Origin of the sequence: Cellulosimicrobium sp. Marseille-Q4280 (assembly GCF_943181405.1) — a bacterium.
In the GTDB taxonomy this organism is placed as follows: Bacteria; Actinomycetota; Actinomycetes; order Actinomycetales; family Cellulomonadaceae; genus Cellulosimicrobium.
The window spans coordinates 106491-121562 of record NZ_CALPBY010000009.1; the positions used below are offsets into that span (position 1 = coordinate 106491).

Genomic DNA, 15072 nt, shown 5'->3' on the forward strand with positions numbered 1-15072 from the left:
CGGCGCGACCTTGTACGGCGCGCTACCGAGCCCTGACGTTGTACGACCGGCGGCTCAGCTCCCGGTGACCCGGGGGCGGGCCGCTGCGATCGGTCCGCCCGCGGCCGCGACCCGGCGGGCGGCGTCCAGCACGGGGGGCAGCGGGCCACCGTCCAGCAGCCACGACGCCGGGGCCGCGCCGCGCAGCTCGGGCTGGGGTGCGGCCAGGAACAGCGCTGCCGCCCAGCACCAGTCCTCGCGCTGGCGCCGTGCGCCGTCCTTGCGCAGCACGGACACGATGGCGCACCGGCTGGCGCGGTCCATGAGGAACTGGTCGGCGGGGAACACCTGCTCGTCGCCGACCTCCAGCATGATGACGTTGCCGCGCTCGACGTCGTCGGTCAGCTCCTCGTCGGTGATGTCGAGGTACTCGAGCGTCCGGGCGAACGACATGGTGGACGCCAGGCGCAGGTAGACCTGCCGGGCGCGGTTCTCCTCGCGCAGGGCCAGGCCCATCTGGCGCGCGAGGTGGTGCACGCTGTCCATCCCGACCTCGCGCAGCCGCTCGACCTCCGCCTCGAGCTCGGCGATGCGGGCGCGCAGCTGCGTGAACAGCGCGGCGTCGCCCGGCCCGCCGCGGCGGGCCAGCCAGTCGGTGATCAGGTTCTGCGCCTGGGCGCGGTCGGCCACCGGGACCCCGGCGAGCATCCGTTCGATCAGGGGGCCGCGGAAGGTGTCGCCCATGCCGTGGCCCCACATCGCCCAGTCCAGGGCGTAGCGCAGCGAGTCGTGCGGCGTCTCGAACGTCTCCTCGGGCTCGGGCGAGGCCGGGGCCCACGCGCCGACGAGCTGGCGTACGAGGCGGGCGCCGTCGGGCCGGAACTGGCCGCGCTCCCCGTTCATCCGCTCGACCATGTCGGCCGCACCCTGCTCGGTGTACGGCTTCATGGTGCGCACGTCGCGGGTCTCGACCGCGGAGTCGTGCGGCCCGTCGGTGAACGTGCGGGTCTGCAGTCCCCACGCCCAGTCGACGTCGGCGACCGGCAGGCCGGCGCCGTGCAGGGCGATCAGCATGGCCTCGGCGATCTCCTGGTCGGTCGCGGCCAGGGGCTCGCCGTCGGTCGGCGCGGACCAGGGGCGCTCACCGCCCTCCCCGCGGGTCCACAGGTGCACGTGCCCGCGGTCGCGCTGGGCGAACACCTGCCCCGGGGTGAAGGTCGCCGCGGCGGCGACGGTCCAGGCGCTCACGCGCGCACCGCCTCTGCCGCCTCGGCCTCGTCGAGCAGGCTGGACTCGGCCACCTGGACCAGCGCGATCCGCGCGAGCACCACGGCGAGCACCGGCCAGCCGATCGAGACGAGAGTCAACGTGAAGGCGTAGGACGCCATCCGCCGGGTGCGCGCGACCTCACTGGCGTCGGCGCCGGCCCGGGCGCGTCGGGCCGCCAGCACCCGGGTGGCGATGGCGACGATGACCCAGGTCAGGGCCCACAGGGCGGCGATGATCAGGTAGATGAACATGGCGACGGCGATCACGGTGACTGCTTCCTGTCGTGGCACCCGGAGCTGCGGCCCCGGGCGGTGCGGGTGTGGGGTGCTCTGGTCAGGCCTGGACTTCCCAGCCGGAGGCGACCAGCGCACGGTGCGTCCAAGAGACCCACCGGCTGCGCTGGGAGGAGGTGTCGAACCCCGCGCCGTCGCTCTCGGTCATCTTGGCGTAGACGCCGCGGGCGACCTGCTCGACGAGCTCGGTCGTCAGGGCCGCTGCCAGGTCGCTCACCCCGGCGGTGGCCAGCAGGCGCTCGGTCACCGGGATCCACATGACGCGGATCTGCCCCTCGGGCACGGTGTCGCTGTCCCGGTAGCGCCGGGCCAGGTGGCGCGCGAACGCCTCCACCCGGGCCTCGGCGCGCGCCGCGGGCGAGGAGGGTGCGATCGTCCACCCGGACGACTCAAGGGCGGCGTGCGCCCAGCCGGTCGGGGTGGTGCCCAGGTCCACCTGAGCGGCCGCGGCCATCCTGGCGACGATGACACCGAACCGGTAGACCACCTCCAGCTCGACGCTGTCGTCGAGGTGGCGCATCCCGGCCTCGGCCAGCAGACGTAGGGTCGAGACGTACGCATCGGTGTACTCCTGGCCGTCCATGCGGGCCTCGCGGACCCGCCCGGTCACGGCCCCGTCGACGGCGTGCATGAGCGCCACGATCCGGTCGCGCTGCTCGAGGTCGGTGACCGCCAGGTGCGGGGCCGGGCCGGTGTGGTGCGGGCCGTCGTCGCGCGATGCGGGCTCGTCGCAGGTGACCACGCCCTCGGGCGGCACAGCGGCGCCGGCGACGACGTCGGCCAGGTGCGAGATCACGTTGGGGATCGGCTCGCCCGGCTCGGCGGGCACGTCCAGGCGCGTGTCGTGCAGCACGACCTCCACGCCGAGCACCCGGTCGTCCAGGTGCCCCAGTACGGCGGCCACGGTGCGCGCGAGCTCGGCGCCGCCGTCCAGGCTGAACGCGGCCGCACCGCCCAGGCCGGAGAAGTTCGTGACGCGGATGGCCGCGGCGCGGGAGGCGGTGAAGCGGGCGATGGCGGTCATGAGTCGTCCTCCTGCGGTGCGGCGGTGGCGGGGGTGCCGGTCAGGAACCGGCCGAAGGCGGCGGGGTTGCGCAGCGCGAACGCGGCGGCCTTGCGCAAGAACCACGAGGCCGGCACGTCCATGCGCCCGGCGGCTGCGGCGATGGCGTCCCACTCGGCCGGCGGCACGAGGATGTTGTGGCGGCCCTTCTCGGACTGGGTGGGCACGGCTCAGCCCTGCCCGGTCGTGGGCGCCAGCAGGCCGGCGGCTGTCAGGGCGATCACGACGTCGGCGGCCAGGGCCTGGTCCCCGGGGCTGGGCTCGGGCACGGCGTCCTCGGAGCCGCCCATGCTGGTGCGCACGAACGCGGCCACGGCGCGCGCGGCGACGTCCTGGGCGGTCGGCGCGGGCGGGGCCGGGGCCCACACGACGTAGGACGGCACGCCGACGTCCGAGCGGGCGCCGTTCTCGGCGAGCCGGAACCACAGGTCGTACGGGCCCTTGACGCGCAGCACGCCGTCGTCGCCGGTGGCGCGCTCGCCCTCGGTGGCGCGGTCCAGGTCGTCGGGGGTGCGGCGGCGCTTCTCCACGCCGTCGCAGATCTGGTAGTCCGCGGCGCCGTGGCGGTGACGCAGGTGCGGGTCGAGCAGGCCGCAGAACGCGTCGTGGCCGGGGCCGGGGGAGATGGGGGCGTACGTCTCGCTCACGGGGTGTCCTTCGGGTCGAGGGCGGCGGGCAGTGCGCCGGTGATGCCGCGCGCGAGCCGGTCAGGGGTCGGGGTGCGCGCGGCCAGCACGCGCACGGGCCCGTCGAGAGCGACGAGCTCGTCGCTGGTGCGGACCTCGCCGTCGGAGCACGCCCAGGACTCGACGCCGTCGCGGCGGACCTTGCGGGCCGTCAGGCGGGCGTCGACGACGGCGGTGACCTGCAGAGCGTCCAGGTCGCAGGCGGTCCAGGCGATGCGGTCCGGCTCGTCGCCGTCGCGTGCGCCCGGGACGCACAGCACGACCAGCGGGTTGTAGATCGACGCGAGCTCGCGGCTGGTGCGGACCTCACCGTCGGTGCAGGCCCAGTCACCCGCGCCGGGCAGGCGGCGTGCGGCCACGATCTTGGAGTTCACGACCGTCGACGTCGCCAACGCGTCGAGGTCCTCGCCGGTCCAGGCGACCGGGCCGGTCCCGGCGCTCACGACTTCTCCCGGGCGAGGCGCGACTGCGCGCGGTGGCACTCGCAGCGCGGACCGCAGTGCAGCCGCTGCCGGTCCAGGCCCACGTTGGTGCGGGCGTCGGCGAACCCGCGGCACAGGCAGAACCGAGCGACCGGGTGCCAGACGTACTGGCCGTCGGTCAGTGAGCAGACCCACCCCTCGATGCAGGGGCCCTCGTTGTAGTCGTGCTCGTAGCGGGTGTGCCCGCACAGGCAGAGCGCCTCCATGTGGCGGCGGCGGGCGCTCTCAGCGAGTCGGCGCCGCAGGGCGGCGATCACGAGGGGCGCTCCGCGCTGGCCCAGTCGCACGACAGGCAGCCGGCCCGGTACTCCTGCGCCCAGATGCACTGGACCTGCCCGCCCTCGGGCAGCTCCTGCCAGAACACGCCGTGGGAGTTCGGCTCGTTCTCGAGCGACTCGGCGTGCTCGGCGGCCTCGACCGCCGGGTCGGGCGGGTAGTCCTCGGGGTTGGTGGCCTGGTCGAAGAAGTCGCAGCCGCCCAGCAGCAGGGCGCCGCCGAGGATCGCGGCCGCCGCGGCAGCGCGCTTCGAGGTGCGGGTGTTCGGCATGGGGCTCCTGCGGTCGGCGGGCGGCCGCGCGAGGGTCCGGCGGCCACAGGCCTATGTGCGGCACGCCCGGAACTCGCGGGGCCGGCGCGCTGCGGTGCTAGCCTGTCGCTCGGCACCGGACGTGCCAGCAGCTCGCGCGAAGGCTCCGCCAGTCCACGCACCACCACCCCGGAACGATCCGTTGCGTCACGACATCGGCTCGACCGTCATGCGAGCACGGGCATCGAGCCAGAACGTGGAACGCATCGTGGACACCATCCGGTACTTCAAGGACCACTCGAAGCAGACCCTGCGCGAACTGCTGGACGACGGCTCCGACCAGACGCTGCAGCAGGTCCAGCACCAGGTCGCCGTGCGGGCCGGCTTCGCCTCCTGGTCAGCCCTGCGCACCGCCGACGAGCACGAACGACGCCTCGCCGTGGCCATGCTCGAGCACCCGCGGCTCAACTTCTCCGGCCTGGGCATGGCGTTCTTCGGGAACACCCCGCGCGAGCAGCGGATGCAGGAGTTCAGGGCCTCACGCCAGTCGCTGCGATCCGCCGCCGGACGCGTCGAGGAGCTGCGCCACTGGCTCCTGCAGACCTTCGAGCCGCGCCAGACCGTCTACGACGGCGCCGGCAGCTACGGGCTCAAGCACATCGCCGAGGAGGTGCTGCGCGAGCAGATGGGCGGCTACGTCTCCAACGGCGAGCTCATCGCCGCGGCCCTGATCGCGGGCTACGTGCACGAGCAGCGGCCCGGCGACGAGCCCAACGTCTGGTTCGGGATGCGGGCCGCCGGGGTGAAGGCGGCTCGCGCGGCCGCGGACGTCGCCCTCAAGGAGCGCAGCAGGCTCGGACCGCCCACCTGGCCGGACGCTCAGGGGCGGCCCGGGGAGCCGTCCGCCAGCTGAGTGGCGCTGCCTCGCAGCCGGGCGAGCTCCGCGCGCAGGTTCGCCTCGTCGGCGTCCAGCGCGGCCAGTGCCCGGCGCGAGGGCAGCATCGAGCGCACCCGGGCGATGTAGCGCAGCTCGACAGCGATCCGCTCCTCGTCGTCAAGGCCCGGCGCCGGGGCGTCCGCGGCGGTCATCACCGCGGGGGCTTCGGTGCCGGGGCGCCCGCGGCCTCCTCGGCGACCAGCAGGTCGACCGCCGCGGCGTACCCCTTGGCGAACCGCGACCAGGGCTGGGCGTTCGCCAGCCACCCGGACACCGTGGCGAGGCTGTCGTTCGGGCCGGCGATCATGGTGCCGCGCCCGCAGTTCAGCCGGATGTTGCCCTGCTCGTCGCGCGCGGCGACGTAGTACCCCGGGTCCGGGTCGGTCAGCTCGGCGTCGCGGACGACGGCGCGCGCATCGGCCGCGGCACGCGCCAGGGCGTCCAGGCCGCCGGAGGACAGGTGGGCCTCGACCACCGACCCGCCGACCTCCACGAGCAGCACGCCGGTGGCGCCCGGGCCGACCCCGCGGGTGGACACGGTGAGCACCTGGTCGTGCGCGGCCTCGTCGCGGATGACGACCGGCTCGCCCATCAGGACGCGCCGCCCTTGCGGTCGACGGTGCGGCGCCAGCGGGCGGTGACGTCCGTGAGCGTCTCGCCGGGGTTGGCGAGCACCAGCGTGCCGGCGAGGTTCCCGATCGCGTACGTGCCGATCGCCGCGGCGTGCCGGGCGACCCGGTCGAAGTACGCGTCGGCGTGGGACACCTGGAAGGTGCCGGGCACGGTGCGCACCGCGCGCAGCAGGTCACGGACCCGGCCGGCGGGGACGTCCACGCCGTCGAGCGCCGGTGCGACCTGGGCGGCGACCTCGTTCGTGGCGAACACCTCGCCGGTCACCAGCCACACCAGCAGCCGGGCGATCGCGTTGCCGTCCAGCTCCAGGTACAGGGCGTTGCCGCTGTTCAGGTGCACCTGGGCGGTCGCGCCGCCGTCGGGGCGCAGCTGCAGCACGAACTTGTCGGCCTCGCCGCGCGCCGGAGCGGTGATCGTGTCGAACCCGTGCAGCAGGCCCTGACGCAGCGTCGCCATCGGCGCGGTGCCCAGGGAGAAGCCCAGCTCGTCGTCCTCGAGCTCGTAGTCCTGGGGCCGGTCGACGCTCACCAGGGCGCGCACCTGCCCGCCGCGCGAGTGCAGCGACAGGCCGTGGCCCGACCCGGACCGCGACGTCACGTGCAGCTCGGGGCGCCGAACACCCAGCGCGGCGCGGGCCCGGCCGGCGGCGTCGCCCATGCGGTTGGCCGGTCCGGCCGCCATCATCGCCGCGGCCTGCTGGGCGGGGGTGGGGGCGTCGGTCAGCAGGCCGTGGCGGCGAAGCACGCGCGCCAGGTGCGCCACATCGACGTCGACGGTCATGTTCAGGCGGCTCTCGTCGACGCTCAGAAGCCCCTCGGCTCGCAGCGCGGCGGTCAGCCGGGCGGTGTCACTCATGTCGGTGCTCATCCCTTCTCGCACCGGGCGCGCGCCCGGTCCCTGACGTACCTATGTGCGGAGCAGCCCGACCCGTCAGACCAGGTCGCCCGGCGCGACGGCATGCCACGGCACGCGCCCGTACGTCCAGAAGTCGCGCACGGCGCCGTCCACGGTGGCGACGCCCTCGGCCAGCTCACCGGAACCGTAGTCGTCGGCGACGAAGTACCCGTGCTCGCCGTCCGGGTCGATCAGCAGGCTCAGCTGAACGTCGTCCACGATCGACTCGATCAGCACGCCCGCGCCGTCGGCGGCCGCGGTGACCGCGAACGTGGTCAGGTCCAGGTGCCAGGACCAGTGCGCGGCGTCCAGCAGCCGGCGCGCCACGTCCAGTGCGCGCGGGTCCGGCGCCGGGGCACCGCGCCCGTCCCAGTTCTCACCCAGCGCGTCGGCCCGGGCGAGCGCGGCCTGCACCCGCTCGACCTGAGGGTCGGTGTCCGGGCGCCGGCGGTCCCGGCGTGCGAAGGCGGCGCGCAGCCTCCCGGTCAGCGTGGTGCGGGCAGCAGGCATGGAGCTCCTCGAGGTCAGGTAGACGCGATGCGGGCGGTGCGCCCGTCCGTCGCGGCGAGCACCGCGCGGACCATGTCCGGGGCGCGGGCGCTGAGGTCCTCGACGTCGTCGAAGGACTCCAGCAGGTCGTTCAGGGCGGCGGTCGCCGCGACCTCGTGGTTCACCTCGACGCCCGGGTGGACGTACGTGAACGCGGGGTCGTCGACCACGACCGGGGCGCCGTAGCTGCCGTCGGCCTTGAGCGCCCGCCACACCGCCGAGATCAGGGTCCCGTTGGTGCCGAGCTCGAACAGCTCCAGCAGGCCCCGGGCCGGCAGGGTCGGCGCGACGTACGGGTTGCTCGTGGCGAGCAGGGTCACAGCGATCTGCTGCATGGGGGCTCCTTCGGTTCTGGGGGGTGCACCAGGTGTATGTGCGGCGAGCCCGAGCACGTCAGGTGCGGTCGACCCCCGGCAGCAGCGCGACGGTCTCGGTGATCAGCAGCGACACCTCGCTGATCGCCTCGTTCCAGCCCTCGGGGCGTGCGCCGTCACGGTCGGACAGCGCGGCCACCTGGGCCAGCAGGGTCCGCAGGTCACGGTGGACGCGGACCAGGTCGGGCTCGCCCGGATCGGCCAGCACCGCTCTGGCGACCGCGGCCTGGTGGGCCTCGTGGTGCAGCGATCCGCGGTGTCCGCCGGGGCAGGCCAGCTTCGAGGCGGCGAGCATGCCGGCGAAGTAGGTGTCGGGCCGGTCGCTGGCGCCGTTGGTGACGTCGTGGCGGCTGGTGTGCATCAGCTCGGCGAGGCGTTCGGCCTCGGCGATGCGCACGTCGTCGAAGGCGGCCGCCATGACCGGGGCGAGCGCGGCGCGCAGCGCGGTACCGCCGACGCGCACCTGCATCGGGGCTCCGGCGACAGGCTCGTCGGGGGTGATGGTCAGGACCAGGCCGTCGTCGGTGAGGTCCAGGTCGACGGCGGCGAGGGTCGGTTCGCTCATGAGGTGGTGGTGCTCCTGGTGGGTGGCCGGGGTCGCGGTCAGGCGACGCTGGCGAACTGGGCCTCGAACCACGCCTCCTCGAAGGCGGCGAGGGTCGGGCGTGGGCGGGCGGCCCAGAACTCCAGGAGCTCGGGGGAGGCGTACCGGGCCGCAGTCGTGCGGTTGGCGCCGAACAGCCGGTCGATGCTGACGCCGGCGGCCTTGCCCTCGGGCGAGAGCAGCGAACCTCGGCACGCCTGCTCGGCGGCGTCGATGTGGCTGCGCAGCGCCAGGTCGAACTCCTCGCGCATCTCCTGCCACTGGGCGGCTGCCTGGGCGAAGATCGGCGAGCTGTACGAGCGGGTCATGACGTCTCCGGGGTGGGTGTCGCATCGGCCGGCTGGGCGCCGGCAAGGACGGCCTCGAACCGTGCGCGCGGGATGCGCCGGTCGTGGGTGCACACGCACACCCACCCGGTACCGGCCGGGCGGCAGGAGTCGCAGTCGCGCACGCTGCACCATCCGCAGGTGGTGCGGGTGGCCGACGCGGCGGGCGCGGGCGCGTCCGAGGTCTTGGTGCTCATGGTCTACGGATGTGCGGCATCGGCTACGCGAGCTCGATGCTCACGTAGCGGTCCAGGTGGACGGGCACCTTGCGGGCCAGGTGGACCGCACGCCCGGGCGGGGCGACGATCACGAACCGCGCCTCGCCGCGCAGGTTGTCTTGCAGGCGGCGCACCTCGACGGCCGTGTCGGCGATCGCCGCGCGCAGGGCCGCCTCGACGTGCCACGGGTGGCGCACCGCCAGACGCGCCTGCTCGGGCACGTGGGACACCTCGGGCCAGCCGCAGCACGCGCACAGCGCGACGGTGCCCGGCTTGGCGTCACCGTCGCGGTAGACCTCGCACGGCTGACCTTCCGGGATCGAGCACAGGCACGTCTGGCTGCGGCAGGCCGAGCTCCAGGTCGCCTGGTCCTTCATCGCCACGGGCTCGTCCCCTCGCGCAGGTGCCCCATCAGGGCGGTCGCGGACTCCAGGTCCGCCCAGCCGGTCGCGTCCAGGTCGCCCTCGGACCAGTCCGGCGGGACGTCGGGGCCCGGGCACCAGGTGGAGGCGAGCACCTGGTGCACGACGAGCTCGCCGTGCCGGTCGCCGGTGCGGGTGACCAGGGCCCGGTACCGCGAGGCCATCGCCAGGGCAGTGTCGATGCTCGAGTGCACGGACAGCGGCTCGAGGATCCGTTCACGCACCGCGCCGCGGTAGCCGGTGGCCCGCTCGGACAGCAGGTACAGCACGCCCGGGGCGCGCTCGGTCGAGGCAAGCACGGACGCCAGCGACGGTTGCGGGTCGGGCACGACGAGCGCGGGGTGGACCGCCAGGGCGGCGCGGACCTGGTCGATCAGGGCGACCGGCCAGCGCTCGGCTCCGGTGGTGGCCGGCAGCATCCCGGTCGTCGCGCCGAGCGGGCCGAAGTAGGACCCGGCGACCAGGACGGCGTCCGAGCGCATCCCGCGCACCGGAACCTGCTCAGGGTCGACCTGCACCAGGTGCAGCTGGTCGTCGCGGGTGTCCCCGGCGCGCCAGGCGGCCTCGGCCGCGGCGACGTCGACGTGGACCGCCTCGGCGACCAGGGCCACGGGCACGTCCGGGTGGCGGCGGCTGTGCAGGAACGCGGTGGTGCGGCCCTTCATCGGCTCACCGCCGTCACGGTGGCGATCGCCTCCAGCGCCGCGCCCTGCAGGTCGGCGACCGTGGAGTCGTTGGTCAGCACGGCGTCGAACCCGTCGTAGCCGTCCAGCGCGACCTCGGACTCGTGGGTGTCGGTCGAGACGATCGAGGGGCGGTTGACGCGGATCAGGATGCCGCCGGCGGCGCGGATCGCGGCGACCTCGTTGGGGAAGCGCACGTCGGTGATGACGACGGGCCCGTCGACCTCGGCGGCCTTGGCCATGCCGGTGGTGACCCAGATGCTCGGGCCCAGGACCTTGCGGGCGGCCTCGGTCGCCAGGCGCTGCAGCAGGCGGCGCACCTCGGGCTGGGCCTTGGCCTGCTCCCAGCCGAGGGTGTCGACGAGCTCGGCGACGCGCATCGGGTTTCCGCGCAGGGTGCGCCACGCCCAGCGCAGGCTCCACAGCATGGGGTTGGTCTCGTACAGGACTTCGCGCACGGCGTCGGCGAACGCGACGCGGGTGTATCCGTGCTCGGAGGTCAGCAGCTCGGCGATGGAGTCCTTGCCGGCGCGCTTCTTGCCGGACACGCCGACGATGAGGGTGCTCATGGCGAGCAGATGTGCGGCAGCAGGCACGCGCGGGGAGTCGGTGTACGTCCCGTACGCCGGGGCGTAGGTCCGCGTGAACCGCGACCCGTCGAGGCAGGTGACCTCGAGGTCGACGGGCGCGCCGCCGTGGTACGCACGACGCGCCGCGTCGACCATCGCGTCGGCGGTCTCGGGGGTCCAGGTGGGGGCGCTCACCCCCGGTGGATGTGCGGCGGGTGCGCCTACGCGTCGACGAGGTCCTCGCGCAGCTCGGCCAGGCGCCTGCGGCCGGTCGCCTCGGAGGTGCCGAACCGCGCAGCGAACGCCGCTCCGGTCGGCTTGACGCCCGCGGCCAGCTGCTCGTCGTACCAGGCGCGCATGTCCTGCATGCTCGCCGACGTCGTCCGCTCACCGGCCGGGCGCGCGGTGGCGGGCTTGCGGGTGCGCGCCTTGGTCGTCGCGGCGGGCGCCGGCTCCGGCACCTCAGTGAGCGCCGGGGCAGACGCCTGCGCGGGCTGCGCGTGCTGAGCGGGTCGGCGGCGCGGCCACGGGAAGGTGAGCGCGCCGGCGGCCGGGCTGGTGCGGTCCAGCAGCAGGGCGCTCAGGTGCGTGGAGGCCACGAGCGCGATCGGCGGGACGGTGGCCACGGCGATCGCCACGACGTCGGGCACCTCGGTCTCGGTGAGCACCGCGTGCACGGCGTTGGCGGCCACCGACACCACGACCCCGCCGATCAGCAGCGCCCACGGGTAGGCGCTCAGCGCGCGGGCGTGACCGCGCAGCGCGAACACCGCGACCGTCGCCACGATGATCACGCCGTCGACGATGAGCGGCCAGACCCACACCTGCTGCTGCGGGACACCTGCGCGCCCGGCCAGGTCCGCGAGCGCGTAGAACGACAGCCAGAACGCGCCGGCGGCGATCGCCGCGGTGCCGATCAGCGCGCCGGTGAGCGCCGTGCGCGCGACCGGCTGGGCGCTGCGTGTGCGCGTCGAGGACGAGGCGTTGCGCGCGGGCCTGCTCATGCTGCGTATCCCTCGAGCATCGCCGCGCGCAGGCTGATCGAGATCGCCGCCTGGTCGATCAGGTGCTCGGGCGCGGCGATCACGCCGGCGCGCACGGCGGCATGAAGCTCCTGCTGCACGGCGATCACCGCGAGCGGGGTGAGCAGGCTGTCGCCCAGCATCGTCACGATCAGGATCAGCTCGCGCTCGAGCATCAGGTCACCCTCGACGGTGTCCGGGTCGACCTTGAGCGCGTTGGCTGCGCGCTCCCACACGTGGCGAGCGTGCAGCGGCGGGGTAGTGGTCACGGAGGTCCTCTCGGTCGCGGTCAGCGCGCGCTGACCTGCGATCACACCGTAGGGACCGCCTCCAACACCCCGCCGCTCAGTGCGCGCGGTGAGCGCTCACGACCTCGTTCACGATGCGCACCACGTCGTCGGCGGTGCGCGCCTGACCGGCGTCGAGCCGCTGGTCGATCTCGTCGATCTCGCGCAGCACGGCCACGGGGTCCTGCTCGCCGGTGAGCTCGTGCACGAGAGCGATCAGCCGCTCCTCGCGCACGCGCTCCCAGACGCTGACGTCCGCGTGCGGGACACCGGACTCCAGCACGCACTGGACGGCGATCACGTCGCTGGCCACGCGAGCGCTCATGGGCTGGACGGTCATCATGCGGACTCCCTCATGTCGCGGACACCGAACTCCTTCTCCAGCACCTGGACGGCCAGGTCCTGAGCGGCAGCGATCAGCTCCGCCGTCTCGGCGATGCGCAGACCCATCATCTGGGCGACCTCGTTGAGCTGGCGGGGGCCGCCGACGTTCTCGTCGAACGTCGACCCGAGCCAGGCGGCGAGCACGCGCGCCAGGCGCTCGTCGGCCTCCATCGCGCAGGCGATCGCGCGGCGCAGGAACGAGCGGGCCTCGTGCGGGGCGAGCGGGGCGTCGGAGTGCATCCACACCGGCGCGTCGTTCTCCTCGGGCAGCAGCGGCACGTTGGTCGGCTGCTGCAGGTCCTCGAGCGTGGAGATCATGCCCTGGCGGGCGGCGTCCTTGCGCTTGGCGCGCATCCGGGTGTTGGTGACGTCGACGATCTGCTCGGGGGTCGGCTCGGCGTTCAGCTCGGCGCGCAGGGCGGCCTGCGTGCGGGCGAGCTCGCGCTGGCGGCGGGCCAGGGCGGTGGTGCCGGACGGCTTCTCCCCGGACTGCGCGCCGTCGCCGTACGTGCGCATCGGGGCCTTGGAGTGGGCGTACAGGTACCCGTTGAACGCGGTGATCTTGTCCAGCCGGCTCGGGTCCTTGATCAGGGCGTTGACGATGATCGTGAACTGGGTCTCCACGACGCCGACCGCGTCGTCGCCGTGGACCATCGGGTCCAGGCCGCACACGCGGCACAGCTGCAGCGCGATCGAGCGCATGTCGCGGATCTTGGTGCGGGCGAAGTCGTCGATCAGGCGGGCCTGGGCGCGGCCCTCTGCGGCGATGATCGCCTCCAGCTCCTCGCGCTCGGGGAACTGGGCGGCGGTGATGGTGCTGGGCACGGTGGTGCTCGGCATGAAGTGCGGGTCCTGTCTACGCGAAGGGGGAGGGGGCGAAGGGGAAGCCCGGCCACGGAGGTCCGTGCCCGGTCTGGGTTGCGTCGGCGAACGCGAGGAGACGTGCGCCTCGCACCCGTGGGTCGACCAGCCAGCCGATGGTCTGATCGCGGTCTGTGCGGGTCTCGCCAAGGACCGTGATCAGGCGCGTCATCGCCGCCTCCGTCCTGGACTTCCCCCAATCTGGCTGCGCCCCCAGCAGCTGTCGCAGGGAGATGCGCAGGAGAGGTGCGCCGTCGGGTGCTGCAGCGGCGGCGACGACGTCGTGCACGCTCAGCAGCCCGGTCGTGACCGAGGACAGGTACTCGGCCCGGCGCCGGTTCGCCGACCGTCGCGCTGCGGCGGCGGTGGCGGGATCTGCCAGTCGTCCTCCGGACGGCTGGGCGGGTGGGGCGGTCAGCGTCGTGGTCACGATGCCTCCCGCAGGTCGGTGAGCTCGGCGCGCAGCGCGTCGCGCGAGCGGGTGGCCAGCGTGCGGACGGTGGCCAGGTGGGCCTGGGCGTCGACGTTGGCCACGGCGACGTCCTCGACGTCGATGGCGTCGACGTCGCGGATGTGGTGCTCGCCGCGGTACCAGGACAAGTGCCAGGCGGAGGCGTTGATGTCGGAGCCGGCGGTCAGCGCGCGGGCGGCGCGCTTCTCGGACAGGAAGTCCCCGGGGTGGGCCTGGCGGTAGGCGGCGATGATCTCGGCCATCGAGGCGCCCGGCATGGAGCGGGCGACGCGGCGGACCTTGCGCCCGATCGGCGGGTCGGAGATCGCGCGGCGCACGTACGCCTCGGCGGCGCGCTGCAGGTCGACGGTCAGGTAGCGCAGCGGGTCGACCTTGACGAACGCGGTGCGCGCCAGGGACCGGTCGATGATGCGGTCCACGGCGCCGGCGGCCTTGTCGGTGCCGAGCAGCATCGTGTCGCGGATCTGCTCCTCGCTGTGCCAGTCGATCACGGCGGCCGGGGCGCGCAGCCCGTGGATGTCGCGGGTGACGGTGGCGACGGCGGCCTTGACGGCGCGCTCGACGTAGCCCTCCAGGCTCATGCGGGCGGCCCATCGGCCCTCGGCGGCGGCCGCGGCGAGAGCTGCGCGCGCCGCGGTGGTGTCGGCGCCTGCGTCGGTGGGGGCCAGGTCGGGGTGGGCGGCGTCGTGGGTGATGCCGGTGGCGGTGACGGTGACGGTCAGCGTGCCGGTGGCGCTGTGGCCCATGCCGAGCGCGGTCCAGGCCAGCTCGTGGGTGCCGGCGGGCAGGGACAGCAGGTGCTGGTCGTCGCCGGTCCAGGTCAGGCGCACGGGCATGAGCATGGCGCGGCCGTCGGCGCGCACGGCCTTGCGGCCGAGGTCGATGGCAGGGGCAAGCCACAGCCAGGCGGGCAGGGCGACCAGGCGCGAGCCGTCGGCGGGCTGGTCGGTGTCGGGGGTGTGCATGATCGCCTGGAGTCGGGTGCACCAGGTGTCGATCCACTCGTGGCGGGCGGTGTCGGCGCTCATGGTCAGCGGCGAGCCTTCATCTTGAGGGCGAGCAGGGTGAGCATGCAGGGGAGCAGGGGCGCTGCAGGCAGCACGAGGTGTCCCCAGATGAGGGTCGCGGCAACGAACGCGGCGACGAGTGCGAGGGCCATTGCCAGAACGGTCAGGCCAGCTCGACGTGCAGTCGGGCGCTGGGGGGACGCGAGGGAGGCGTCTCCAGCGGTGATCTGTGTACGACCGATGCCACTGTTCTGGACATCGAGTGAGACGTTTGAGTCACTTGGACGGTTGAAATTTACATCACCGTCGGGGGCGGCCTTTCGCAGAAGGTCCTGCGCGGAGTGACGAAGGGCCCGAATCGACCCCTCGTCCAGGTCGCTCTCAGCCCCCGACCTGGACACATGACCGGTCGTAACGAGTCGGTCACGGTTGGAATCGCGGTCCCACGGGCTCGGGTCGACGTCCTCGGAGGCCGGGCGCGTGGCCGGGAACAGGTCCTCGGACCTGCCGGGGATTTCACCCGGTCCTGTGA

27 protein-coding genes are annotated in these 15072 nt (G+C 74.0%); 1 reads left to right on the forward strand and 26 read right to left on the reverse strand.

The features are described 5' to 3' along the window. Positions 1 to 54: 54 nt before the first annotated feature. From NFS20_RS20980 to NFS20_RS21015, 8 genes are all read right to left on the reverse strand, one after another. Positions 55 to 1227 (reverse strand): hypothetical protein, encoded by a 1173-nt coding sequence (locus NFS20_RS20980; RefSeq protein ID WP_251153750.1) that lies wholly within the window; start codon positions 1225 to 1227, stop codon positions 55 to 57. Beyond that, positions 1224 to 1514, reverse strand: a complete 291-nt coding sequence (locus NFS20_RS20985) for a hypothetical protein (protein ID WP_251153751.1) — start codon at positions 1512 to 1514, stop codon at positions 1224 to 1226. The genes NFS20_RS20980 and NFS20_RS20985 overlap by 4 nt, the downstream gene beginning before the upstream one ends. Before the next feature lie 67 nt (positions 1515 to 1581). Further along, positions 1582 to 2565 carry a hypothetical protein gene (locus NFS20_RS20990; RefSeq protein ID WP_251153752.1) on the reverse strand — a complete coding sequence of 328 codons (984 nt, stop codon included), beginning with the start codon at positions 2563 to 2565 and terminating at the stop codon, positions 1582 to 1584. Next, the gene (locus NFS20_RS20995) at positions 2562 to 2771 is read right to left on the reverse strand and encodes a hypothetical protein (protein ID WP_251153753.1); all 210 of its coding nucleotides are present in this window, start codon (positions 2769 to 2771) and stop codon (positions 2562 to 2564) included. Before NFS20_RS20995 ends, NFS20_RS20990 begins: the two co-directional genes overlap by 4 nt. Before the next feature lie 3 nt (positions 2772 to 2774). Next, positions 2775 to 3251, reverse strand: a complete 477-nt coding sequence (locus tag NFS20_RS21000; RefSeq protein ID WP_251153754.1) for a hypothetical protein — start codon at positions 3249 to 3251, stop codon at positions 2775 to 2777. Next, entirely contained in the window at positions 3248 to 3733 is a 486-nt protein-coding gene (locus NFS20_RS21005) for a hypothetical protein (RefSeq protein WP_251153755.1), read from the reverse strand. Before NFS20_RS21005 ends, NFS20_RS21000 begins: the two co-directional genes overlap by 4 nt. After that, complete coding sequence (locus NFS20_RS21010; protein WP_251153756.1) at positions 3730 to 4029, reverse strand: hypothetical protein; 300 nt, start codon at positions 4027 to 4029, stop codon at positions 3730 to 3732. Before NFS20_RS21010 ends, NFS20_RS21005 begins: the two co-directional genes overlap by 4 nt. After that, positions 4026 to 4319, reverse strand: a complete 294-nt coding sequence (locus tag NFS20_RS21015; protein ID WP_251153757.1) for a hypothetical protein — start codon at positions 4317 to 4319, stop codon at positions 4026 to 4028. The genes NFS20_RS21010 and NFS20_RS21015 overlap by 4 nt, the downstream gene beginning before the upstream one ends. Positions 4320 to 4554: 235 nt before the next feature. Here NFS20_RS21015 and NFS20_RS21020 point away from each other — a divergent pair, with 235 nt between their 5' ends. Then, positions 4555 to 5211 (forward strand): hypothetical protein, encoded by a 657-nt coding sequence (locus tag NFS20_RS21020; protein WP_251153758.1) that lies wholly within the window; start codon positions 4555 to 4557, stop codon positions 5209 to 5211. On the opposite strand, the gene NFS20_RS21025 is transcribed toward NFS20_RS21020, so the two are convergent. The 18 genes from NFS20_RS21025 to NFS20_RS22205 form a co-directional block, all read right to left on the reverse strand. Continuing rightward, positions 5178 to 5390 (reverse strand): hypothetical protein, encoded by a 213-nt coding sequence (locus NFS20_RS21025; RefSeq protein WP_251153759.1) that lies wholly within the window; start codon positions 5388 to 5390, stop codon positions 5178 to 5180. The two genes, NFS20_RS21020 and NFS20_RS21025, sit on opposite strands and share 34 nt — an antisense overlap. Then, the gene (locus NFS20_RS21030; protein WP_251153760.1) at positions 5387 to 5827 is read right to left on the reverse strand and encodes a hypothetical protein; all 441 of its coding nucleotides are present in this window, start codon (positions 5825 to 5827) and stop codon (positions 5387 to 5389) included. Before NFS20_RS21030 ends, NFS20_RS21025 begins: the two co-directional genes overlap by 4 nt. Beyond that, positions 5827 to 6723: a hypothetical protein gene (locus NFS20_RS21035; protein ID WP_251153761.1), complete on the reverse strand. Its 897-nt coding sequence runs from the start codon at positions 6721 to 6723 to the stop codon at positions 5827 to 5829. Before NFS20_RS21035 ends, NFS20_RS21030 begins: the two co-directional genes overlap by 1 nt. Positions 6724 to 6798: 75 nt before the next feature. Next, complete coding sequence (locus NFS20_RS21040) at positions 6799 to 7272, reverse strand: hypothetical protein (RefSeq protein WP_251153762.1); 474 nt, start codon at positions 7270 to 7272, stop codon at positions 6799 to 6801. Between the two features lie 14 nt (positions 7273 to 7286). Beyond that, positions 7287 to 7646 carry a hypothetical protein gene (locus tag NFS20_RS21045; RefSeq protein WP_251153763.1) on the reverse strand — a complete coding sequence of 120 codons (360 nt, stop codon included), beginning with the start codon at positions 7644 to 7646 and terminating at the stop codon, positions 7287 to 7289. 58 nt (positions 7647 to 7704) lie between these two features. Next, the gene (locus tag NFS20_RS21050) at positions 7705 to 8250 is read right to left on the reverse strand and encodes a hypothetical protein (RefSeq protein ID WP_251153764.1); all 546 of its coding nucleotides are present in this window, start codon (positions 8248 to 8250) and stop codon (positions 7705 to 7707) included. A gap of 38 nt (positions 8251 to 8288) precedes the next feature. Then, entirely contained in the window at positions 8289 to 8597 is a 309-nt protein-coding gene (locus NFS20_RS21055) for a hypothetical protein (protein ID WP_251153765.1), read from the reverse strand. Continuing rightward, the gene (locus tag NFS20_RS21060) at positions 8594 to 8812 is read right to left on the reverse strand and encodes a hypothetical protein (RefSeq protein WP_251153766.1); all 219 of its coding nucleotides are present in this window, start codon (positions 8810 to 8812) and stop codon (positions 8594 to 8596) included. The genes NFS20_RS21055 and NFS20_RS21060 overlap by 4 nt, the downstream gene beginning before the upstream one ends. Before the next feature lie 23 nt (positions 8813 to 8835). After that, positions 8836 to 9216 carry a hypothetical protein gene (locus NFS20_RS21065; RefSeq protein ID WP_251153767.1) on the reverse strand — a complete coding sequence of 127 codons (381 nt, stop codon included), beginning with the start codon at positions 9214 to 9216 and terminating at the stop codon, positions 8836 to 8838. Beyond that, positions 9207 to 9920: a hypothetical protein gene (locus NFS20_RS21070; RefSeq protein WP_251153768.1), complete on the reverse strand. Its 714-nt coding sequence runs from the start codon at positions 9918 to 9920 to the stop codon at positions 9207 to 9209. The genes NFS20_RS21065 and NFS20_RS21070 overlap by 10 nt, the downstream gene beginning before the upstream one ends. Next, the gene (locus tag NFS20_RS21075) at positions 9917 to 10702 is read right to left on the reverse strand and encodes a deoxynucleotide monophosphate kinase family protein (protein ID WP_251153769.1); all 786 of its coding nucleotides are present in this window, start codon (positions 10700 to 10702) and stop codon (positions 9917 to 9919) included. Before NFS20_RS21075 ends, NFS20_RS21070 begins: the two co-directional genes overlap by 4 nt. A 26-nt stretch (positions 10703 to 10728) precedes the next feature. Further along, on the reverse strand, positions 10729 to 11511 hold the full coding sequence (locus tag NFS20_RS21080; protein ID WP_251153770.1) for a DUF2637 domain-containing protein: 783 nt from the start codon (positions 11509 to 11511) through the stop codon (positions 10729 to 10731). Continuing rightward, positions 11508 to 11798 carry a hypothetical protein gene (locus NFS20_RS21085; RefSeq protein ID WP_251153771.1) on the reverse strand — a complete coding sequence of 97 codons (291 nt, stop codon included), beginning with the start codon at positions 11796 to 11798 and terminating at the stop codon, positions 11508 to 11510. Before NFS20_RS21085 ends, NFS20_RS21080 begins: the two co-directional genes overlap by 4 nt. 76 nt (positions 11799 to 11874) lie before the next feature. Beyond that, entirely contained in the window at positions 11875 to 12159 is a 285-nt protein-coding gene (locus NFS20_RS21090; RefSeq protein ID WP_251153772.1) for a hypothetical protein, read from the reverse strand. Further along, entirely contained in the window at positions 12156 to 13040 is an 885-nt protein-coding gene (locus NFS20_RS21095) for a hypothetical protein (RefSeq protein ID WP_251153773.1), read from the reverse strand. The genes NFS20_RS21090 and NFS20_RS21095 overlap by 4 nt, the downstream gene beginning before the upstream one ends. A gap of 16 nt (positions 13041 to 13056) precedes the next feature. Beyond that, the gene (locus NFS20_RS21100) at positions 13057 to 13491 is read right to left on the reverse strand and encodes a hypothetical protein (RefSeq protein WP_251153774.1); all 435 of its coding nucleotides are present in this window, start codon (positions 13489 to 13491) and stop codon (positions 13057 to 13059) included. Then, on the reverse strand, positions 13488 to 14561 hold the full coding sequence (locus NFS20_RS21105) for a hypothetical protein (RefSeq protein ID WP_251153775.1): 1074 nt from the start codon (positions 14559 to 14561) through the stop codon (positions 13488 to 13490). Before NFS20_RS21105 ends, NFS20_RS21100 begins: the two co-directional genes overlap by 4 nt. A 2-nt stretch (positions 14562 to 14563) precedes the next feature. Beyond that, complete coding sequence (locus NFS20_RS22205; RefSeq protein WP_285821164.1) at positions 14564 to 14692, reverse strand: hypothetical protein; 129 nt, start codon at positions 14690 to 14692, stop codon at positions 14564 to 14566. Positions 14693 to 15072: the final 380 nt, after the last annotated feature.